This window comes from Aurantibacter sp. UH7, from assembly GCF_056839165.1.
Genome location: NZ_CM166388.1, coordinates 3,486,865 through 3,509,933, shown reverse-complemented (window position 1 = coordinate 3,509,933; position 23,069 = coordinate 3,486,865). Strand labels below are relative to the sequence as shown.

Below are 23,069 nucleotides of genomic sequence, written 5' to 3'. Positions count from 1 at the left end.
AACATAGCCTAATTCAACCTAGTTCTCTAGATTAAAAACTAGGTTGAATTAGGCTAATATTTTATTGTCCTTTATATGATATATGCGTTATCTAAAAATTTCTCTAATACTTTTCGTTGCCATTTACCCACAGCTGAAAGGTTTGATTCTGCATTCATAAGCACAAGCCCATATCCCAAACGAGAGAGCTTGCAATCATTAATGACCTGAGTATTCAAACAGCTAAATACTGGTTTAAAATGTTTTTTGATGTCCATTCCCGAAGACCTAGCAATAGTCATAGCCTTTACAACAGCATTACTAATTTGTTTTGGTGACAGCCCCTGATTCAAAAGGTCACTAGCGAAATAACGCATTTGCAGACTGTAATAGAAATCCATAAAATTATCGATACTATTGGGTCTATCTGTATTGGTGAAAATTGCTATTTCCATAATTCTATTTTTATTACTGCTAATCTTCTCGCATCTCCAAAATTCAATAACTGGAAAAATTCTTAGTGATCAAAGTTTTTTTGCATAGTTAAAAACCATTTTTTTGAATTCACGAAAATTACTAGTGAAAGTATCTAAACGTTGCTTTAATAACTTGTGTTTATCTCTATAATCCGAATCTGACAATCCCTTTTCACCTTCCTCTAAACGAGACAATTCTCTTTCATGTTCCAAAATATCATTTGCTAAATCGTCAAAAAGTTCGACATGTACTTCATCTAAATTATTCAATATTTTTCCATAGGCTGATTGCGCTGCATCATCCGAATTTTTCTTCTTTAATAAGTCGACAAAAAATCTAGTTTCATCTTTATAAAAAGCAATATCGCTTAACCATTCTTTGCTTTCAAAATGCAGTTCATTTAGCCCCGCTCCTATTAATACTTCTTTTTTTTGATTTTTTGAAATTGTGTTCATAACTATGAATTTTAAATTATTATATCTATTCTTTTTCCTTTAAGCTCTTTAATTTTTGAAATAATTCCTCATTATCTTTTGAAAGCTTTTATGGCTATTCGACATTCAATTGAATCAACAAATCACCAACGGAAGTATGTTTACTATATTTGGTTTTTCCTTTCACCCTTCTGTATTTATTTAATATCAAATTTGCGTTTTAACATATAAAAAAGCTATGACCTAAGTCAGGGTTCATAAATTCTTTTAAAAATTTACTTTTTCAACCTATTAAGTATATCTTCCAGCTTTTCTATTTCTAAATAATCACCTCTAGCCAAAAGCAAATACTCGCCATTATTAAGTTTTTTAACATAGGTATTTGTTCTTGCTTCGCTAATACCCATACCTCTTAAGATACCATATGGTCCGCCTGACAAAGCGCCCAATTTTTTATCTCCTACTTGCTGTAAAAACATTGGAACTAAAAATCCTGTAACGAAAACACGACCTACATCAGGATTATAAAAAGAATCCAATTCATATTTTTCACCAAATAACGACTCAAAGAAAGTTGCTAAGTAATTTCTTTTATTAACAACGCCTTTTGTACTGTCAGCATATTTCTCTACAAAATTGCCTAGAACAGATACCTTTATTTTTTCCATACTATTTTTACGAATCATTTTAACAGCTTTCTCAAGTGTAGAAAAATGATTATAAGACTTTAATAGAACTTGCTTAGTTTCCATTTTTGGGACATTCATTCAATACATAATTCAGAGATTCCACTTGCATGGATTGTAATGTTCTCTATATGCTAAATTAGTATCATAGATTTTTTGACATCCTGACTTAAGTCATGATGTTAAAATAAATTCAGCATTACATTTGTTTACGTATTAATTATTCATTTAAAACACAATAGAAATCATGACAAATAATAGCGGAAACATTTTATTAGCGTTAGTAACAGGAGCAGCAATTGGAGCGGTATTTGGAATTTTATATGCCCCTGATAAGGGTTCAGAAACTCGACACAAAATTAAAGACACAACCTTAGATGCCAAGCATGATCTTTCGGAACGCATTTCACATGCAAAAGAAGAACTTACTAAAACAGCAAATGATAAAAAAGAAGAATTCGAGCAAAAATTAGACGATACTATTAATAATATGAGCTATAAAGCAGACGATATAATCGCTTCATTAGAACATAAACTACAAGAATTAAAAAAGAAGAATATCCAATTACAAAAATAGATTTAGATGGTTTTTGAAACTTTAAAAAAAGGCCTCATAGATGCTGATGCTGATATGAGGTCTTATATAGACACTAGTGAAGATTACTATAAGCTTAAGATTTTTAAGGTAATAGTTAAATCTATAACCAGCATAGCACAAGTATTTTTAATAGCATTTTTTTTAATGCTAGCGCTGTTTCTTCTTTCATTCGGAATATCAATTGCTTTGAATAAAGCTTTAAATAGCTACTATATCGGTTTTATAATAGTCGGACTGTTTTACTTAATTACTGTCGTTCTATGTTATGTTTTTAGAGATTACCTACATAAACCCGTAATCCGAAATTTTTCGAAGCACTATTTTAATTGAAATCATGAAAAAAAAATATAGTTCTTTTACAGAAATAGATAAACATTTAAAGATTTTACAACTTCAAAGAGAAATTTATAAAGAAAGTTTTAAGCTTGATTTGAAGAATGCAAAAACTAATTTTATACCTACTCAATTACTAAGCGGTAATAATTTAAACATAAAACAACTGTTGATAGACTTTGCCCTAAAAAAAGGACTGGAGGGTTTAAATAGGTTTAAACACAAAGACCGTAAATAGTAATATTTATATTTTTCAACCAAAATCTGCAACAAAACGCAATTGTTTCTTATCTTTTAATATTATTCTACGTGACTCACCTAATTGAATAATTCCCTCATCCTTAAAATTAGAAAGAGCCCTAATCGCTGTTTCTGTTGCCGTACCAATAAGTCCTGCAAAATCTTCTCTTGAAACACTTAAACCACAATCTAAATTATCTTTGATTAGACCTTTATCATATAAATTTAGAAGTGCTGCGGCCGCTCTTTTACGAACAGAATCAAATGCCATACCCATCATCTGGTTTTGTAGATGTACCATGTCATTCGATATGATATTAATAAATTTGTGGGATACGTCTTTGTTACCGAATAATAAATGTGTGAAATCTTCTTTTGGAATGCTACAAATTTCAGTCTTTTCAAGTGCAACAGCAGTTTCTGTATATACGCCCAATGGACTTAATATAGAAAGCTGTCCGATAAAATCGCCCGCATTGAACATACCACTAACATACTCTTTTCCATTTTCTGCATATTTATAGGTCTTAACTACTCCACTTTGAATAAAAAACAAATTATGAGCAGCATTACCCTCAGAATAAATTTCATCTTTTACTTTATAAGAGACTACTTCTCTATCTTTTGAAAGATCTTCAAGATTTTGATATTGACCGGCTTCTTTTATAAAAGCATTTAAACCATCAACATTTCTTGAGAATTCTTTACGCAAAAAATCATGCTTTGTTATTCTAACCTGTATGGCTTCTAACAGTTCATTTGCTTCAAAAGGTTTAGTGAGATAATCATCAGCTCCCAAGCACATTCCTTTTCTTAAATCAGATTTTTCAGATTTAGCAGTTAGAAAAATAAATGGAATACCAGCCGTTTTATGGTTTTTATTTAAACGTTTAAACACCCCATATCCATCAACTTCTGGCATCATAATATCACAGAGGATAAGGTCTGGTAAAAATTCTTCCACCATTTTTATACCTATCTGACCATTTTCAGCTGTGATTACCTCAAAATTTTCTAACTCCAATATTTCGGCGGTCATTTCACGCACATCTCGGTTATCTTCAATTAATACTATTTTTTTCATTTTCGTTCAGATTTAAGGGTAAGTCAACTATAAACGTGGCGCCCTCATTTACAAAGCTTTTAAAACTGATGACACCTCCCATTAACTCGGTATATTGTTTAACAATATTCAATCCTAGGCCTGTGCCATCGATATTTAAACTATTCTTAGCGCGATAAAATCGTTGAAATAAATTTGCATGTTCATCTACCGGAATTCCAATTCCATTATCGGTTACCTTAATAAATAATCGAGAATTACGGGTACTAATCTCATATTCGATAATAGTATTCTCACCAGAATATTTAATCGCATTTGATAATAAGTTATGTGTTATATGCTGTAATAATTTGGGGTCAAGAACCACTAAAATATCATCTCGATTATGTATAAACCGAATGACTTGCCCCTTCTTTTTAATTCCATCAAATTCGTCTATTACAGCCCTAGAAAAAGCAACCAAATCTATAGGTGTGGGTTGCGCTATTACCTTGCCTTCTTCGAGTTTGCTTAACGATAGAAAATCATTTAATATAACTACCAAACCTTTAACACTTGATTTTATTCGTTCTATATACTTAATCCGTTTAACTTCCTGTCCAACTTCATTTTGCCTTTCAATTAGATTTGCTGAAGAAAGTATAGTGCTTAATGGAGTTCTAAACTCATGTGAAGCCATTGAAACAAACCGCGATTTTAATTCACTTAATTCTCTTTCTCTTTTTAATGAGTTTAAGATTTTAAGCTCTGATTGTTTTTGTAGCGTAATATTATTATACACTAATAAAACTTGTTCTGTTTTGTTATCACCGTTGGAAATGGGAGTCGTATTGACCAGAAAACACCTGTCTAAAAATTCTAATTCGAAAGTGCAGTGTTCACCTTTTAATGTTCTGTGAATATATTTTAAAGTTTCTACTCTAACATCGTAAGAAATCATACTAAAATCATCTAATCTAGGCCTTAACTTCGCAAGACCTTTAAAACCTAAATCTTCCAATTCTTCACCAGCTAAAAATTCGACACGACTATCAGAATCGATAACGGCCACAAAGCCTCTAGGGAAATTTTGAGAAATATTTTCAATTAAAAATTTTCTTTTTAAGGCTTTTTCTTCTGCTATATTAGTTTCTTGTATTTGATCTTCAAGCGATAGGTTTGACTCTGTCAGTTTTTGAACCATATTTCTAAGTTCAGTGGTACGCTCCTCTACTCTGTTTTCTAATTTATTAGCATAAATACGTAATTTCTCGTCACTTGCTTTTAGTTTTTCTTGCGCTCGTTTCTGCTCTGTTATATCGTGAGTTATTCCAATAACACGAATTGATTCTCCTCTTGAGTTTTTGAAAATGTTTGCTTTTTCATAAAGCCAATGAATTGTTTTATCAGAATGTAATATTCTAAATTCTAAAGTATAGCTAGTATCATTTTTTAAAGCTTTTTTAACCTCAAATTCTACTTGTTCTTTATCTTCAAAATACACTTTTTCAAGAAATGAATGATAAGTACCATTCGACCTTTTATCTTCTAAATCTAATAGTCCAATTTGATATTCATCTCTCACGATTTGATTAGTTAGTAAATTCCAATCCCAAGAACCAAATTCTCCAGTTTCTAAACTAAGTCGTAGTCTTTGTTCGTTTTCTTTAATACTTTTTTCGACTTCTTTATTTGCGGTGATATCTCTTATTATTGTCAAAAAGTTACCTTCATCAGTCTCAATGACCCTAGATTCTAAGTGCCTCAACTTATTTTTAATGAGAAGTGAATACTCAACTATTTGGGTCTTTTTTGTTTTGTGACAATTGACAAATCCCTTGCGTATAGATTCACAAACATCTTTAGGAAGAATAGCATCAATGTTTCGACCAATATGTTGAGAATAAGGGGCGGCAAGTTGAAAATCATCTGGTGCGTGCATTTCAAGATGATTGCCATGTTTATCATAAACTATCATTAAGTCTGGTAATGCCCGTAACATGGCTCTAGTCTTAGCTTCATTACTTATAATATGCCGTTCTGATTCTCTTTTTTCTGTAATATTTCTGGCAATAGTCAATATTCCATGGCTATTCAAATGTACTACCCGCGCTTCAAAAAACTGTTCACCTTCTTTATCCTTTGTATCATACTCTACGACTTGTAGTTGCCCACTTTCAATAGCTCGTTCTTGAGCTTTCTTAATTACGGCAAAAACATTCGGCGGTAGTATCTCTTTCATATTCTTGCCGATTAATTTTTCGGGTGGAATAAACAATTGTTTAGAATCAACTGCATAACAGTCTAAATAAACCCCGTCTAAATCTTGAATGAAAATCATATCTGGCATTGCTTCTAATAGTGCCTTATTTCTAGCTTCATTCTCAAACGATAATCGGTCTGTTTCTTTCTCCTTAGTAATATCCCGTATGAACCCTTCGAAAGCTAGAAGCCTATTATTTCCATCATAAATTCCTTGCCCTTTTTCCTCTAAAACTCTAATTGTTCCATCTTTATGTTTGATGCGGTATTCAATAGTAAATTCTTCTTTATTGATAATGGCCTTTTGAATTTCAGCTTTTATAGCGCTGAGATCTTCTGTTAGCATAATATTAGGCAGTGAAACGCACCCTTCAATAAATTCGTTTCTTGTATAACCAGTTATTCGAAAACAAACCTTACTTATATATTCTAAAGACCAATTACTATCGTTCTTTCTACGATATGCAATACCTGGCATATTATCTATTAATTCATTTAAATCAAGATGACTTTGGTGCAAAGCAGCTTTCTGTTCTTGTTCATTAACCAGATTTTTCGAATATTTATTAGATAAAAATTCGCTGTCCTTACCAAGATTATTCATATTCAATATTTAGTTAGGCTTTGTTTCCTATTAAAACTTAAGAACTATAATTTAAAATTGACCTATACAGTGGTCTTTGAAAATGGCTATAATCCCATATTTCTATATTTTGGTAGGGAATCTTTATGAAATTGCTGAATATAGTTTATTAGGTTTTCGCGAACATGGCATCTCAGGTTCCATACATCAGAAGCGTTTTTTGCACTGAAGGTAGCCCGGAGCTCCATTGTCTTTGCATCTATATTTGTAACTAACAAATTAACTTCTTTATGATCCCATAACTCATTTTCATCCAATACTTCGTACAACTTTGCACGCATTTCGGGAACAGGAAAAATATAGTCAACATAAAAAAATACTGTGCCAATAATCTCTTTAGATTTAAAACTCCAATTAATAAATGAATTTTCATTGAAATAACTTAGCGGTAATACTAATCTTCTCCAATCCCAAAGCTTAATTATTACATAGGTTAGTGTAATGTCTTCCACCGTTCCAAACTCGCCCTCAATTACTACTTCATCGTCTATTTTTATTGGCTGCGTAAAGGCAATTTGAAAACCTGTAATCAAATTAGCGATTGATTTTTGCGCAGCTACCCCTACAATAATACCAATAACTCCAGCAGATGTTAAAATAGTAGTACCCAGCTTTTTAACCATAGGTATATTCCACAGTATAGCTGCGATGGCTAGGGTAATTATTACTACAAATGTGATGCTTTTAATAAAACGCAATTGGGTAAGAACCTTTCTATCTTTTGCCTTATTTACACCGCTAACTGAAAATCTTTCTTTTATCACTTCTTCCAATGCATTCATTAGTGAAATTAAAATCCAAGCAATGTTTATGATAATAAGTGCCTCTACCACCTTATGCCAAAAAGTAGTTGCCTCAAAATATCTGAGTGAACCATACATGAATAAAACAGGTAGGAAAAATTTTGTAGGTAATTTTAATTGTTTTAACAACTGCTCTTTTAAAACTGTTGGTCTTTTAGCTTGTAAAATTTTGAGCAGAATAAATAAAAGCCACTGTAATAGGAGACCCAACAGTAAACAAACTGCAAACGTAATAAGATAAGTAGACCATGGTCCTAAGTTAAAGAGGTCTATATTTAAATTGAAGTGCACGAATATTTTTTTTTAAAAGTATTACGTGTTTTGTTTAGTAATTATGACCAAAATCATATTTACCAAAAAATTAAGATAATCTTTCGAGTTAGGTTATTGCAGAAAATATAATTTTAGAAAATACAAGAAAAAACGCCCCCAATCTACCCCTGTCAACTTGGACGCATTCAGGGTTTAGAACGAGGGCATTTAAAGGTTAGCGCTCTAATTTAGGAAATTTCAATCACCTTTGGTTGATGCTTTTTAGTCTCTTCTTTTTTCTCAAGATTGAAACTTAATACACCGTCTTTGTACGTTGCTTTAATCTCCTCTTCTTTTACACCTTCTGGTAAACGTAAAGATTTTTGAAAAGAATTATAACTAAACTCCTTACGGGTATAATTCTCTTCCTCTTCTTCTTTTGAACTTGAATGCTCTGCAGAAATGTTCAAACATCCTTGGTCGATGTTAACTTCAAAATCCTTTTTAGCAAAACCCGGAGCTGCAAGTTCTACCTCGTAGGCATCATCAGTTTCTTTAATGTTCAAAGCAGGTTCATTCATTTTTTTACGCAACAACTTATTGTTGAAAAAATCATCGTTGTCGAAAAATTCAGAGGTAATTAAATTACCCCATGGCCGTCCTGTAAATTTTACTAGTGACATAGTTTTATAATTTTAGGTTAAACAATATTTTGGATAAAATTACATACTGAAAGAGGTAATAAGCCTGACATAGATCAGGGTAGTGAATTATTTATTTAATATAAGTGATAATTAATTTTTTGTTAATCAGAATGCCTATGATAGTCAATCTATCATTAAATAAATTCTAGATAATTATTAAGTATACACCTTTAATATGCAGCGCATCTTTGACTATATTTAAATAAGCACCAGCCAGGTCAAAATAACCTCTAGATAGTTAAAACTATTTGAAGGTTTTTTTATACTTCTAATTCATTTAAAATATATCATTCAAATTACTTGTAGTATTGTGTCTCTCAAACCATAGTTTTCTATCTTTGACCATTGAAACTAAACACTTATTTAAAATGAAAAAAAGACTTTATTTAGCACTTGCCATTTTCAGTTTTGCGCTTATAAACTTGCAAGCACAAGACGGACGAAATAGTTCATCAGGAATGAGATTCGGAGGTAAGGCAGGCATTAACATGGCCACACTTGGCGGTACAACATCGTATTCTTCCTATTCAGTGAAACCCGGATTACATCTTGGAGCAGTATTAGAAATACCGTTTGATGATAATATTTTAATACAACCCGAGTTTTTAATCTCACAACAAGGTAGTGGTGGCTATTTAAATGATAATTTAAATTTATGGTACGCTTCTGTTCCGCTTATGGCTAAATATAATGTTTGGGACGCACTATTTATTGAGGCCGGCCCTCAAATAAGCGTTTTATTTGCGGAAAATACGAATGAAGCTTATTTGGATGACAATTTAACTGTGCAACAAAATCCTAATTTTGATACAAACACCCTAGATATTGGCATAGGTCTAGGGGCTGGTTATGAATTAAATGATAATTTATATTTCCAAGCAAGATTAAATATCGGATTCATAAATGCTATTAAAGATGTGAATTCAAAAAATAGAGTTTTTCAAATTTCTGCAATTTACTTTTTATAAAATTTAATACAATCATAAAAAAGAGGCTGCCAAAATTTGCAGCCTCTTTTTTATCCAAATGAATTTAATTAATGATCATGAGCACCTACTTCACCCAATAATTCAAAAGCTCCTTTAGTTAGAAATTGTGTATTAGGTTTAAACTGATCCAGGTTTCCGATTGCTATATAATTATTCGAAGTTGAATTTATCATAACTTCGTGCTGTGTAAAATAATAGTTGCCGGCTTCTTTTCTATCTAATACCAGAACATAGTTTTCATCATTAATTTCTTTTACAGCTTCTGCAGGCAAAGCATTTACGTTAGTAGTGTCTGTCAGCAATACTGCTTCAACAAACATTCCTGTTAAAAAATCCTGACTTTGATCTTCATCTATATGGCCATGTACTTTTATAGTTCTATTTTCTTCTATTGCGGTACCAACTAAATGTACTTCGGCTGTAAAATTCAATTCAGATGCTTCGGGAATTTTAAATTCAATAACCTGACCTTTTTTTACATTCAAAATGTCTTTTTCAAAAACAGACAGTTCAAGATGCATATGATCATTATCAATAATTTCCATAATTGTAGTAGCAGGTGAAACATAAGACCCCTTCGATACATTAACTTTTGTTACACTACCCGAAATTGGTGCGTAAATTGTAGCCACTGAACTAAACGCTCCATTTAAGACATTACTTGTTGAAATATTCAGCATTGCCAATTGTTTGGCCAATCCCTTATGCTTAGCTACTGACACTTTGTACTCGCTTTCGGCCTTAAGAAAATTCTTTTGCGAAGTGATATTTTCTTTCTTCATTATACTTTGGCGTTCATATTCCGCCTTTAGATAAGTGAGTTGTTCATGTATTTCTAAATATTCTTGTTGTAAGCTAACAAATTCAGGATTTTCTATAGTAACCAACACTTGACCTTTGCGCACCTTGTCTCCTATTAGTAACGGTGTTTTTTTTATGTAGCCACCCATAGTTGCATTCACCTCTGCACGGTTCTCAGGTGGCACATCTATCATTCCGTTTACTGTTATACCAGAAGAAAACACCCTCCATTTTAGGCTATCTAAAACCATATTAGCTTGATTGAATTGGGCTTCTGATACAATTATAAAATCGCTATGATCCGCCTCATTAGAAGTTACTTTTTTCGATTCAGTTTTATTTCCACAACTGATTATTACAAAACAAATATTCAGTAAGAGTAATTTATATATCGTTTTCATAATTATATCATTATAGTGTTAGGTAATTAAGTGTTATAACTGTGGTGTTAAATTGTTGTAGTTTTTCAAAATAATCGAGCTCCATTTCGTAAACACTTTCTAAACTTTGCAAGTATTGGTAAAAATCTATTTCTCCATTATTAAAACTACCATTCGCCGTTTTTAAAATCTCATTCGAAAGTGCTTTCCCTTCGTTTTCATAATACTCCAAAGATTCATTTAATTGCTCCATTTCAGTTTTAAGCAAATGTTTTTTTGCTTTCAGTTGAATCTTGTATTCATTGAAGTCTGCCGTAGCTGATTTTTCTGCAATGTTTGCCGCTTTAATTCTTGATGATTGTCCGCTAAAAAGCAAAGGTATTTTTATGCCAAATTGATAACCATATAAACTTTCTTTCAACTGAGAATTAGTCCCTTGAAAATATTCAAAACCTAGGTCTGGCATTAGCTTCTGCCTTTCAAAACGTTTTTCAACTTCATGTAAGGAAATCTTATTCTGATAATAATTTATTTCAGGACTTTCATTTAAATCAACATCAATTAAACTAACTTTTAATTGCAACTCATCAGCAATTAATAGACTATCGTTCGTCTGAATTATCTTCATCAAATTAGTATGCGATTTAACTAAATCACTTTCTATTTGGTTGTATTTTAAGTGGATTTGCTTTTGTTTTGAAGCAGCTGTAATTTTCTCTAAGTAATTAGTTTCACCTAACTCAAAACGCCTTGCAGCTATTTTAGAAAAGCTGGTATACAAACTATCTAATTTTTGATAACTCATTGCCTTTTCTCTTGCAATTTGATAGTCGTAATAAGCCAAATGCACTAACTTCTCAAGGCTCTTTTTTTCAATATCAAATGAACTACTTGTTAAGTCGAATCGAGCTTTATTAATTTTTCTCTTTGCAAAATAAACTGTTGGAAAACTAAAGTCTTGCTGAATTCCAAAAACCTTTAATGGAAGATTATTTGTCGCTAAATTACTTTCATTATAATTATAATACACTTCAGTTTTGTCAAAATCAAAAGCACTATTAATAAAAGCATCCGATTGTTCTACTAGCAAACTACTTGACCTTAACCCAGCATTATTTTCAATTGATAATGAAACCAACGCCTCTAAATTCTTTGATTGCTCTTGTGCATTCATCGGTACAGAAATTAATACTAAAAAGAGCATCACCCCGCCGAGAGTAACTTTACTTTTATTCTTCTTTTTATCTTTCTCAGAATTTAAATACGCATATAAAACGGGTAATACAACTAGCGTTAAAATAGTTGCTGATATTAGTCCACCAATAACTACGGTCGCCAGCGGTCGCTGTACTTCGGCACCTGCATTAGTTGAAATCGCCATTGGTAAAAAGCCTAATGCTGCCGCAGATGCAGTCAGCAAAACAGCTCTTAAACGGTCTTTGGCCCCTTGAATAATTAGCGCCTCAATACTATCAAATGTTTGATTTTTTAGTTCTTTAAAATGCTCTATTAAAACAATTCCATTTAACACCGCAATACCAAAAAGGGCTATAAATCCAACTCCTGCAGATATACTAAAAGGTAAATCTCGCAGCCATAACAATAATACCCCACCAACCGCAGCTAAGGGAATAGCAGTATAAATCATTAATGCTTCTTTCACCGATTTAAATGCAAAATAAAGAAGTATAAATATTAAAACTAATGCAATAGGTACTGCAATTAACAAACGAGACTTGGCGCTCTGTAAATTTTCAAACTGACCACCATAAGTAATAGAATAACCAACCGGTAATTTTACGTTTGCATTTATTAATTGTTGAATATCATCTACTACCGATTGTAAATCTCGATTTCTTACATTTATACCAACAACAATCCTACGTCTAGTATCATCTCTAGATATTTTTGCCGCACCTTTTTTATAAGTTATACTAGCTAACTCACTTAAAGGTATTTTTCCTCCTTGAGGTAAATCGACATATAAGTTCTTAAGATTGTCAATATCTTTTCGTTTTTCTTTGTTTAAACGCACTACTAAATCGAACCGTTTCTCTCCTTCAAAAACATTTCCTACCGTTTTCCCAGCAAACCCCATAGAAATCATATCATTTAAATCTTGAATATTTAAACCGAAGCGTGCAATTTTCGCACGGTTGTAATTCACATTCATTTCAGGTAATCCAGCTATTTTCTCCACAGAGATATCGGCCGCTCCTGCTACATTTTTAATAAGCTCGCCAATTTCATTTCCTTTTTTAGCCAAAACATCCAAGTTCTCACCAAATATTTTAATTGCAATGTCTGCACGTACACCAGTTATTAGTTCATTAAATCGCATTTCTATAGGCTGGGTAAATTCTACTTCCATACCTGGGATTATAGTAAGAGCCTCTTTAAATTTATCTGCCAGTTCATCTTTTGTAGCAGCTGATGTCCATTCACTTTTAGGTGCTAACACAATAATAACATCACTTTCTTCCATAGACATGGGGTCTGTAGGTACTTCTGCTGCTCCTATTCTTGTAACTACTTGCTTAACTTCTGGGAATTTCTTTAAAAGAATTTTTTCGATTTCCGTGGTAGTTGCAATCGTTTTACTCAATGAAGTACCTGTTTTTAATACTGGTTGAATTACAAAATCACCTTCATCTAATGTGGGAACAAATTCGCTTCCCATGGTCGTATATATATAAATCGCAATCGCTAAAATTACCATTGCAAGACTTATTACAATCTTTTTACTTTCTAATGCCCATTTAATTATTGGTTCATATTTGCTTACAAACCATTCCATTAGCCGAACAGAAATATTTTTTTTAGTCTTATTAGTGGGTTTCAGAAATAAAGAAGCTGCTACTGGCACATAAGTAAAACAGAGTATCATCGCGCCAATTAGCGCAAAACTAAAAGTTAAGGCCATTGGTTTAAACATCTTCCCTTCAACGCCACTTAAAGAAAGTATTGGTATAAAAACTATTAAGATTATTAGTTGACCAAAAATTGCTGAGTTCATCATTTTTGTTGCACCATCAAAAGTTATTTTATCCTTTACTTCTTGCTGTGCCACATGACTAATTGTTAAAATTTCATCTTTTTTCCTTGTTATTTCAAATGCTATAAACTCTACTATGATTACCGCTCCATCGATAATAATTCCAAAATCAATAGCACCCAAACTCATTAAATTAGCATCCACACCAAAAATATACATTAAAGAAAGTGCAAAAAGCAAACACAACGGAATTACAGAAGCAACTACAAGGCCTGATCTAAAATTACCTAAGAGCAATACCACAACAAAAATGACTATTAAACAACCTAATATAAGGTTCTCTGCAACTGTAAAAGTAGTCTTAGCTATGAGTTCACTTCGTTCTAAAAAAGCATTTATGAATACTCCTTCTGGTAAAGATTTAGAAATTTCTGAAACTCTATCTTTAACTGCCTCAATTACTTTTTTAGAATTGGCATCCTTCAACATCATTACTTGCCCTAGTACTTTTTCTCCTTCCCCATTACCCGTAATTGCACCAAATCTAATGGCACTGCCAAAACCTACATCGGCAACATCTTTTATATAAATTGGAATACCCCCATCGTTTTTAACCACTATGTTTTTTATATCATCCAGAGATTCAACTAGCCCCTGACCTCGAATGAAATAAGCTTGATTCACTTTCTCAATATATCCACCTCCCGTTACACTATTATTCATTTCCAAGGCAGTAAAGACTTCATGGGCAGAAATGTTCATCGCAGTTAGCTTTTCGCTATTAATCGCAACTTCATATTGCTTTAATAAACCACCCCAAGTATTAACTTCCACCACCCCAGGAATGCCAGAAAGTTGTCGCTTTACTACCCAATCTTGTATGGTACGTAATTCTTCAGCTGAATACTTGTCTTTAAATTCTGGCTTTACGTCCAATATATATTGATAAATCTCTCCCAAGCCCGTGGTTATTGGACCCATTTCTGGAGACCCAAAGCCTTCTGGAATTTTCTCGGATGCAGACTTAATTTTTTCAGCAATTAGCTGTCGGGGTAAAAAAGTGCCCATTTCGTCTTCAAAAACTATGGTGACAACAGAGAGTCCAAATTTAGAAACGGAGCGAATTTCAATAACTCCAGGCAAATTTGCCATTTCTAGCTCCACAGGATACGTGATAAACTTCTCCATGTCTTGCGTAGACAAATTGCGCGAGGTAGTGATAACTTGCACCTGGTTATTGGTGACATCAGGTACCGCACCAATCGGAATTTGGGATAAGGAATACAAGCCAAATCCGATTATGAAACAGGTAAATAGTAGAACAACAAATTTGTTCTTTATACTAAAATTAATAAGGAATGATAACATATCTTCATAATATAATCAACATAATAAACTCTTAATCAATGACTTGATTAAGGACCTAATAAAAAAAAGATTGTACTATGATTGCCGAGGCGGTTGTAGTAACCCTTTAATCTCAAATGAGGATGAGGGTTCTTGGTAATGAAAATTAGCCGTTGCTATTTCGGTAAAATTCATTGTATTTGTTAATGTCACTACATAATTAAGTGTAAATGCAGAAATAGAAGAAAGATGGCAATGATGTTTAAAAGGAAGGTTTTCATGATCCTTCTTCTCTTCTTGATGTTCAATTTCATGAGCTGCTTTTAATTCGCCATAATGTTTAGAGATAAAAACAAATACATTATCGCCATACTGTTCACTATGAAACTGAGCGTGCTCAATAAATTCATCAATCTGTACGATGTCATCAAAATGCAAACCAAAACTTTGCAGTATAATAACTATAGATACCGATATGGAAAGTAATTTACTCACGTTCACAAAGTTACTAAAATATAACATTGCATATAAAACTTCACTAAATTTTAATTTAATTACTTGTATTTGGTGGCTTGTTTGTAAGTTTATTAGGTTAGAAGATTAACCAATTTACTACGTATTGTTAATGATTAAAACATGTTAACCATAATTAGTTAATTTAAACTAAAAAATGCCTTAAAAAGTTATTTTCATTCTATTTTTGAGGATGTAAGTAGCTTCACAATATTAGTATGGTTTTATACCCATTCTATATTAATTTTAGATATTCGTGTTTGCTGATAACTTAAGAAATATTAAATTAATGATTCATAGTTTTCCCGTGTCAAATTTTCGACTTTCCATTTTAAAATATCGAATATTAACTTTTTTACTTTTATCATTTGTAATTGTTATAACGTCTTGTACTAACAATTCTTTTGAAGAACCAAATGTAAGTTTGGAGAACTATCAAATAGAAGAAGGTTTTAATTTACAAGTAATAGCATCTGAGCCTTTTTTAGAGGCGCCAGTTGCGATGGATTTTGATAATTCTGGTCGAATATGGGCGGTGGAGTTAAAAGGCTACATGCCAAACCTTGAAGGTACTGGAGACCATTTGCCAAGTGGTAGTATTACTATTTTGGAAGATTTAGATAATGATGGTGTTACGGATCATTCAAAAGTGTTTATAGACAGCCTTGTTTTACCACGAGCAATTGCTCATGTTTATGACGGATTACTTTATGCAGTGCCACCAAATCTATGGTTCGTTGATATTAAAGATGATAAACCTGAAAATAGAATTTTAGTGGATTCCCTTTACTCTGAAGGTGGAAATGTAGAACATCAACCTAACGGATTGATGATGCATACGGATAATTGGATCTATAGTGCTAAATCTAATTATAGATATCAACGTAAAAACGGAAAATGGTTAAAAGAGTCTACTACTTTGCGCGGCCAATGGGGAATTACTAAGGACAATTTTGGAAGATTATATTACAACAACAATTCTACACAATTAATTGGCGATTATGTTTTACCGAATACGGTAATCCAAAATGAATTTTTTAAACCTAAAGCAGCTTTAAACCATTCACTAACTCCCAATCAAAGAATTTATCCCTTACATCCAACTTCTGTGAATAGAGGATACCAAAAGGGTATTTTAGATAAAGACAGTATCCTAATAAATGTTACCTCTGCATGTGGCCCCCTTATTTATAGAGGTGGCCTATTTGGAGATGCTTATAATGAAAATGCTTTTGTTCCTGTTCCTGAAGGGAATCTTATAAAACGACTTAAACTTTCTTTTGACTCGTTAAAAACAACAGCTACGCCAGTATGGGAGAACAAAGAATTTATAGCCTCTACTGATGAAGGGTTTCGTCCGGTTAACATGTTTAACGGCCCAGATGGTAATATGTATATTGTTGATATGCATAGAGGTATTATTCAAGACAAGGCTTTTTTAACACCTTATCTTCATGATCATATGGCTGCTAAGAAATTGGACACCATAGTAGGCATGGGTCGTATATTAAAAGTTACAAGCAAAAACAATCCTACCAAAAAAACAAAATCGATTAATGAATTATCAATATCAGAATTAGTTGACTTATTAGAAGGTTCAAATGGGTGGTTGCGTGATAGATCTCAACAATTATTAGTATTAAAAAACCAAAAAGAAGCTATTCCTCTTTTAGAAAAATTACTGAAGAATAATGAAAATTCAATAGCACAAATACACGCCATGTATACTTTGGTAGGTATGGATGCACTAGATTTTAATTCTTTAAATAGAATACTTAACGCTAATAACGATAGTTCAGTCATTAGCCATGCCTTAGTTTTAGCCGAGAATTATGCAGCTGTAGATGATGTCAATACTATGATTAAAACGGTTGATGCATTACGTCAAAAAAATGACCCAGAAATTGATTTATACATTGCATTAACTATTGGAAAATGGATTCAGTTTGATGAAGAACAATTATTTTCAACCCTTTTAGATTTAACAAATGAATATGAAGAAAATGCTATTTATCAAGAAGCTATTGTAAGTAGTTTAGGTACTACTGAAAGTAAATTTTTAGCCTATTCTAAAACGAATAAAATTAATGATTCTTCAGCCTTAATTAACTTATTAAATGGCACTTTAAACAATATTAGTAATAAGAAAAAGAATTCTATTTACACGAATACTTCTGTAGGAACTGATGCTAGAACTGCCGGTTATAAAATATTTAGAAATTACTGTGCTACTTGTCATGGTGTTGATGGGGAAGGCATTGACGGTCTTGCACCTCCATTAAAAAACTCAGAATATGTTACCGAGTCTTCTAAAAAATTAGCATTAATTATTCTTCATGGCTTGGCTGGTCCAATACATGTAAATGGCAAATTATACGAACTTAATAATACAATGCCTGGTTTAGCCAATAACCGTGACTTTACAGATAAAGATATTCGGAATATTATTAGTTATATGAATAATGCCTTCCCTAGTACATCTAAAAGAATAAAGGTTGAAGACATAAAAGAACTTCGAAATCAAAAACCAGAAAACGGAGTTTTTAGCGAGAAAGAATTGCTAGAAATTCAAAATTAAAATCGAAACTATAAATTTCCAGTGTTTTAATATTCCAATCATTTCCACTTTTTGATTAGCCACTTTATACTGTCTTAAGTAAAAGGCGATTTCTTATGGATAATAATCGACTGAGATTTTAATTGAAAATTAATACTTTCTGAATCTTATTTGGTCTAGTATGGAGCACATTAATCTATTAGTATGATGTTATTATACCCTTTCACTACACTATTAGAAAACCATTAGGAAATACAGTTGTTTAGCACAAAACTTTTGATCTTGCTGTGCTCCAACTCATTAAATATATTTCTGACCACTTATAGATATTATTGGTAACTTATAAAATAAAATAAGTGTCTTGTTTGCACCAATAAATATGTACTAAAAACATTAATGAGTAAAAAGAACCTCATTTTAAAATCTAGTATTTCAGGGCTTCTAGCAGCTTTACTGATGGTGTTTTTTACGTCTAATAATAAAACAGAAACTTACGAAGTACTATCAAAACTTAATAGCAATTGCCCCCCAGGTTTTAAAAAAAATGTAAATAATGAATGTATTGCTCAGAATTTATATATGCAATACAATTCTCCAAATAACAAAGGTGTCGGAGGATTACAAACTGGACTACCAGAAATACGAGATGGATTTACACCACAAGAAATTGATTTAGGGCGTTACTTATTTTTTGACCCTATTCTTTCTGGTGACGGCACTATGTCTTGTGCCACTTGTCATAATCCAGCTAAAGGGTTTAGTGATGGGCAAAAAACGAGCACAGGAAATAACAACCAAAAATTAAAGCGCGCAGCGCCCTCATTATGGAATGTAGCCTATTTGAAAAAATTATTTTGGGATGGCAGAGCAACTACCTTAGAAGAACAAATGCAAGAGCCTTTATTTTCTAATATTGAAATGAATAATACTCCTGAAAACCTCTTACAGACCCTAAATTCTATAGCTGGATATAGGTCTTTATTTGCAGAGGCTTTTCCTAATCGGTATAAAAATACCAACATCACGCTTTATGAAATTTACAAATCGATTGCGGCTTTTCAATCTTCATTAATTTCTTTAAATAGCAAATACGACCGCTATGCACATGGTTATCATCAAGCATTAAACGACAATGAAATAGAAGGTATGAATGTTTTTCGATCATTTGTTGCAAGATGTGCAGAGTGCCACACTCCCCCATTATTCACTAACCAACAATTTGCTGTTATTGGCTCTCCTGAACCTGACGGAATTCGGTTAGATTCCGGTGCGCAAATTCCATTTAAAGACAGCACGTTAAGAGGAGCTTTTAAAGTTCCCAGCTTGCGGAATATAGAAAAAACCGCACCATATATGCATTCAGGTAATTTCGCAACACTAAGAGAGACTGTCGAATTTTATACACAAGGTCGCGGACATGCCGTGCCCAAAAACGAAAATCTAATTATTCATTGGCATATTTGGGAACCCAATTTAAGTTCGTATGAATTAGATCGGCTTGTAGATTTTCTAAAAACGCTAACAGACGAAACTTTTACCCCTAAAATTCCTGATGAATTACCATCAGGCCTTCAACCTTCCGTTTAATTAATATTATAAAAAATGAAATCAACAGTTTTAAAATTTATCGGAGCAATTGTCTTATTAGCGATTGGTATCTTTTTAGGTAAATCATTTTTCTCCTCACCCTCAGTAGCTACCGTTCCTATACCATCAAGAATGACCTATAGAAATACAGGTATTTCAAATGATACCACACAAGTAACAAAATCTAAAACTTTTAGCGGGGTAATTATAGAGGTGAAAAAAGGTAATTCTATTCAAGAAGCTGTAATAAAAGCGAACCCTGGTGATTTAATAAGAGTTTACCCTGGTAACTATTCCGAAAATGTATTCATTGATAAAGATGATATTAGTTTACAAGGTGTGGTAATCAATGGCGAGTGGCCCACCTTAGACGGAAAAAAAGAAATCAACGATGCTTTTCTATATTCAGGAAACGGAATTTTAATTGAAAATTTTAAAATTATTAATTACAAAGGCAACGCTATAATGGGTCAAGCTGGAAATAATTTTATCATAAGAAATAACTGGATAATTGATACTGGCGTCTATGGTATTTTTCCGCAGTATGGTAAAAATGGTTTAATAGAACATAATGTTTTAAGCCTAATAGCTGATGCTGCAATTTATGTAGGTATGTGTGATAATGTAGATGTTCGGCATAATGAAGTATTTGATAATGTTGCTGGTATCGAAATTGAAAATTCAAGACATTGCCTGGTTGAAAATAATTATGCACATAACAATACCGGTGGTCTACTAGCTTTTGTAACGCCAGGACTACCAATAAAAACAACCTTTGATGTAATTTTAAGAAATAATTTTGTGGTAAATAATAATCACGAAAACTTTGGAGCACCAGGTTCAACTGTTGCTGGTATTCCAGCTGGAACTGGTATTTTAATTATGGCCGCTGATGATGTAATAGTCGAAAATAATATTATCACCGGAAATAATAATACAGGCATCACTATTGTTGATTTGGCAACTGGTGACCCTAAAGCAAATGACCCCAATTCAGAAGGAAACCCAGACCGCGTAACTATTCTTGATAATATTATGTTCAATAATGGCAATGACCCTACCGGGGAAATAAAAACCATAATGCTGAGTCAACTAGATTCTAAAGGACCTGATATTTTTGCTTATGGTGGAGGAACAGGAAGTACTATTAGAGACAAAAATAAGTATAGAACTTTTGGTTTGGGAGATTATGGAATTTCACAAATTACTGACACAAAAGATATACCGACTATGATGACCCCCGAACCGGTGCCACCAAGATCTGTTTCTAAAGAAGAACTTGGTGAACTAACTTATTATGGTGTTTGTGCTGGTTGCCATGCTTTTGGAACTAGACTTATAGGGCCTCCTACAGAAATTATACAAGCTATACATAATGATAACCCACAAGGAATAGTTGACTATATTACAAAGCCAAAGAACCTTCGCGAGGATTACCCCGAAATGCCTCCGCAAGATTATTTATCAGATGACGCCAAAATGGCCGTAGCAGAATATATTTTGTCAGTGAAACATTAATCAAAAAATATTATTTGCTTTAGATACAACAACTATCTTTAGCTAAAACAGTGCTAATTTTAATTTAAAGTGTTTTTAAGTCAATGGAAATATTACAGAAACAACGTGATTTTTTTGCAACACAGAAAACCAAAAATGTTGCCTATCGCAAAAAAACTTTGAAACTTTTACAGAAGGAAATTATCTCTCGTGAAGATGATATTGCGGCAGCTATTTACAAAGATTTTAAAAAACCAAAATTTGAAACATTTGCTGCTGAAACTCAATTCGTGTTAGCAGAATTAAAAATGCTAATTCGTAAAATTAACTATTGGGCAAGTCCAGAAAGAAAGTCCGCCACATTAATGAATTGGCCTTCTTCTGATTGGATTTATAAAGAACCATATGGAACTGTTCTTATTATTGCACCGTGGAATTATCCATTTCAATTAGCCTTTGCTCCACTTATTAGTGCAATAGCCGCAGGGAATACAGTGGTTGTAAAACCTTCTGAAGCCACTCCAAATACATCTACTATTATTGCGGAAATTATAAATGCTGTTTTTGAACCAGAATATGTATCCGTAGTTGAAGGTGGAGTTGAAACTTCGCAAAAACTTTTAAATGAACAATGGGACTATATTTTTTTTACAGGAAGTTCTAGGGTTGGAAAGATTGTTTACCAAAGTGCTTCTAAACATTTAACGCCTGTTACTCTAGAATTGGGTGGGAAAAACCCAACCATTATAGATGACTCTGCCGCCATTAATTTAGCTGCTAAACGTATTGTTTGGGGTAAGTTTTTAAATGCTGGACAAACATGTATTGCTACTGATTATATTTTAGTGCATAAAAGTGTAAAAGAAAAACTGATTGCTGCATTAAAACAAAATATAACAAAATGCTATGGTGAGAATATTGAAGATTCTCCCGATTATGCGCGCACTGTAAATCAAGCACATTTTAATGGTTTGAAAGAAATGTTAGAAGGTCAGGAAATAATATTTGGAGGAGATTATAATGATGAAGATAACTTCCTCGCTCCTACACTAATTAATGAACCTAAACTCGATAGTAAATTAATGCTAGGCGAAATCTTCGGACCTATTCTTCCTATAATCGCATACGAAACAGAGAATGATATTGCTAAACATATTATGAATTATGGGAAGCCGTTGGCAACCTATGTATTTTCGAAAAGGAAGAAGTTTCAAGAGAAAATATTGAAAACATACAGTTTTGGCGGTGGGGCTATCAATGATACTGTAATTCAAATAACAAACGAAAAGTTGCCATTTGGAGGAGTTGGTGCTAGTGGAATTGGTGCTTATCACGGTAGAATGTCTTTTGATCTATTCTCTCACCAAAAGGCAATCATTAAAAAAGCTAATTGGTTTGATGCTCCGTTGCGTTACCCCCCTTACAAGCTACCTATGAACATAGTAAAGAAAATTAAGCATTTGTTCTAGCAAAAAAAGTTCTCGATACTATTTTATTTGTTCGCTGTACTGCAAAATAAAATCACTCGAACTAACTAAATAAAAGCCTTCTAGTTATTTCGAGTGAATTTGAGGAACGAGAATTTGTATCGAGAAGTTAGTAACTTTAGATATAAAAATATTCTATGTTTATATTCTTAAATGTTCGGATAATACATTTTATACAGGAATAACTTCTAATCTTAGCAAGAGATTCGAATCACACCAGAATGGTGTTATAAAGGAAGCTATACAAGCTCTAGAAGACAAGTTGAATTAAAATTTTATTGTGAGTTTACCAATGTAAATATGGCAATTGAAAAAGAAAAGCAAATAAAAAAGTAGTCAAAAGCAAAGAAGTTATCGTTGATAGCCGGAGATTTTGAAAACCTACCTAATCTAGCGAAAAAGAAATTCTAAATAAGTTCTCGATACTATTTTATTTGTTCGTTACACTTCAAAATAAAATCAC

The 23,069-nt window shown here is 32.6% G+C and carries 17 protein-coding genes and 1 pseudogene; 8 read left to right on the top strand and 10 right to left on the bottom strand.

The features are described from left to right. Nucleotides 1-71: 71 nt before the first annotated feature. The 3 genes from UH7x_RS14875 to UH7x_RS14865 all read right to left on the bottom strand — a co-directional run bounded on the left by UH7x_RS14875 (nt 72) and on the right by UH7x_RS14865 (nt 1,642). On the bottom strand, nt 72-434 hold the full coding sequence (locus UH7x_RS14875; protein WP_482360709.1) for a hypothetical protein: 363 nt from the start codon (nt 432-434) through the stop codon (nt 72-74). Nucleotides 435-503: 69 nt separating this feature from the next. Next, complete coding sequence (locus UH7x_RS14870; RefSeq protein WP_482360708.1) at nt 504-911, bottom strand: hypothetical protein; 408 nt, start codon at nt 909-911, stop codon at nt 504-506. A gap of 254 nt (nt 912-1,165) precedes the next feature. Beyond that, the gene (locus tag UH7x_RS14865) at nt 1,166-1,642 is read right to left on the bottom strand and encodes a hypothetical protein (RefSeq protein WP_482360707.1); all 477 of its coding nucleotides are present in this window, start codon (nt 1,640-1,642) and stop codon (nt 1,166-1,168) included. Between the two features lie 181 nt (nt 1,643-1,823). Between UH7x_RS14865 and UH7x_RS14860 the strand changes: the two genes are divergently transcribed. Together UH7x_RS14860 and UH7x_RS14855 are read left to right on the top strand one after the other, a co-directional pair. Further along, nucleotides 1,824-2,153, top strand: coding sequence for a YtxH domain-containing protein (locus tag UH7x_RS14860; protein ID WP_482360706.1), 330 nt, complete (start codon nt 1,824-1,826; stop codon nt 2,151-2,153). Nucleotides 2,154-2,508: 355 nt separating this feature from the next. Then, the gene (locus UH7x_RS14855; protein WP_482360705.1) at nt 2,509-2,745 is read left to right on the top strand and encodes a DUF6327 family protein; all 237 of its coding nucleotides are present in this window, start codon (nt 2,509-2,511) and stop codon (nt 2,743-2,745) included. Nucleotides 2,746-2,760: 15 nt separating this feature from the next. Here UH7x_RS14855 and UH7x_RS14850 read toward each other — a convergent pair whose 3' ends face one another. The 4 genes from UH7x_RS14850 to UH7x_RS14835 all read right to left on the bottom strand — a co-directional run bounded on the left by UH7x_RS14850 (nt 2,761) and on the right by UH7x_RS14835 (nt 8,432). Next, nucleotides 2,761-3,831, bottom strand: a complete 1,071-nt coding sequence (locus UH7x_RS14850) for a response regulator (protein WP_482360704.1) — start codon at nt 3,829-3,831, stop codon at nt 2,761-2,763. Then, a complete protein-coding gene (locus UH7x_RS14845) occupies nt 3,809-6,655 on the bottom strand; it encodes a PAS domain-containing sensor histidine kinase (protein ID WP_482360703.1) in 2,847 nt (948 codons plus the stop codon). The genes UH7x_RS14850 and UH7x_RS14845 overlap by 23 nt, the downstream gene beginning before the upstream one ends. 86 nt (nt 6,656-6,741) lie before the next feature. Further along, nucleotides 6,742-7,788, bottom strand: a complete 1,047-nt coding sequence (locus tag UH7x_RS14840) for a mechanosensitive ion channel family protein (RefSeq protein ID WP_482360702.1) — start codon at nt 7,786-7,788, stop codon at nt 6,742-6,744. A 209-nt stretch (nt 7,789-7,997) separates the two neighbouring features. Then, nucleotides 7,998-8,432 (bottom strand): Hsp20/alpha crystallin family protein, encoded by a 435-nt coding sequence (locus tag UH7x_RS14835; RefSeq protein WP_482360701.1) that lies wholly within the window; start codon nt 8,430-8,432, stop codon nt 7,998-8,000. A gap of 389 nt (nt 8,433-8,821) precedes the next feature. On the opposite strand from UH7x_RS14835, the gene UH7x_RS14830 reads away from it, so the two are divergent. Continuing rightward, nucleotides 8,822-9,421 (top strand): porin family protein, encoded by a 600-nt coding sequence (locus UH7x_RS14830; protein WP_482360700.1) that lies wholly within the window; start codon nt 8,822-8,824, stop codon nt 9,419-9,421. Between the two features lie 68 nt (nt 9,422-9,489). Here UH7x_RS14830 and UH7x_RS14825 read toward each other — a convergent pair whose 3' ends face one another. The 3 genes from UH7x_RS14825 to UH7x_RS14815 form a co-directional block, all read right to left on the bottom strand. Beyond that, nucleotides 9,490-10,644, bottom strand: a complete 1,155-nt coding sequence (locus UH7x_RS14825) for an efflux RND transporter periplasmic adaptor subunit (RefSeq protein WP_482360699.1) — start codon at nt 10,642-10,644, stop codon at nt 9,490-9,492. Nucleotides 10,645-10,654: 10 nt separating this feature from the next. After that, nucleotides 10,655-14,986, bottom strand: coding sequence for a CusA/CzcA family heavy metal efflux RND transporter (locus tag UH7x_RS14820; RefSeq protein WP_482360698.1), 4,332 nt, complete (start codon nt 14,984-14,986; stop codon nt 10,655-10,657). Nucleotides 14,987-15,061: 75 nt separating this feature from the next. Further along, complete coding sequence (locus UH7x_RS14815; RefSeq protein WP_482360697.1) at nt 15,062-15,460, bottom strand: hypothetical protein; 399 nt, start codon at nt 15,458-15,460, stop codon at nt 15,062-15,064. A gap of 442 nt (nt 15,461-15,902) precedes the next feature. On the opposite strand from UH7x_RS14815, the gene UH7x_RS14810 reads away from it, so the two are divergent. The 5 genes and pseudogenes from UH7x_RS14810 to UH7x_RS14790 all read left to right on the top strand — a co-directional run bounded on the left by UH7x_RS14810 (nt 15,903) and on the right by UH7x_RS14790 (nt 23,017). After that, nucleotides 15,903-18,056: a DUF7133 domain-containing protein gene (locus UH7x_RS14810; RefSeq protein ID WP_482360696.1), complete on the top strand. Its 2,154-nt coding sequence runs from the start codon at nt 15,903-15,905 to the stop codon at nt 18,054-18,056. A gap of 375 nt (nt 18,057-18,431) precedes the next feature. Next, nucleotides 18,432-19,622 carry a cytochrome-c peroxidase gene (locus UH7x_RS14805; protein WP_482360695.1) on the top strand — a complete coding sequence of 397 codons (1,191 nt, stop codon included), beginning with the start codon at nt 18,432-18,434 and terminating at the stop codon, nt 19,620-19,622. A 15-nt stretch (nt 19,623-19,637) separates the two neighbouring features. Then, entirely contained in the window at nt 19,638-21,140 is a 1,503-nt protein-coding gene (locus UH7x_RS14800) for a parallel beta-helix domain-containing protein (protein ID WP_482360694.1), read from the top strand. Between the two features lie 83 nt (nt 21,141-21,223). Continuing rightward, on the top strand, nt 21,224-22,588 hold the full coding sequence (locus tag UH7x_RS14795; protein WP_482360693.1) for an aldehyde dehydrogenase: 1,365 nt from the start codon (nt 21,224-21,226) through the stop codon (nt 22,586-22,588). 142 nt (nt 22,589-22,730) lie between these two features. Then, a pseudogene (locus UH7x_RS14790) lies at nt 22,731-23,017 on the top strand (GIY-YIG nuclease family protein). Nucleotides 23,018-23,069: the final 52 nt, after the last annotated feature.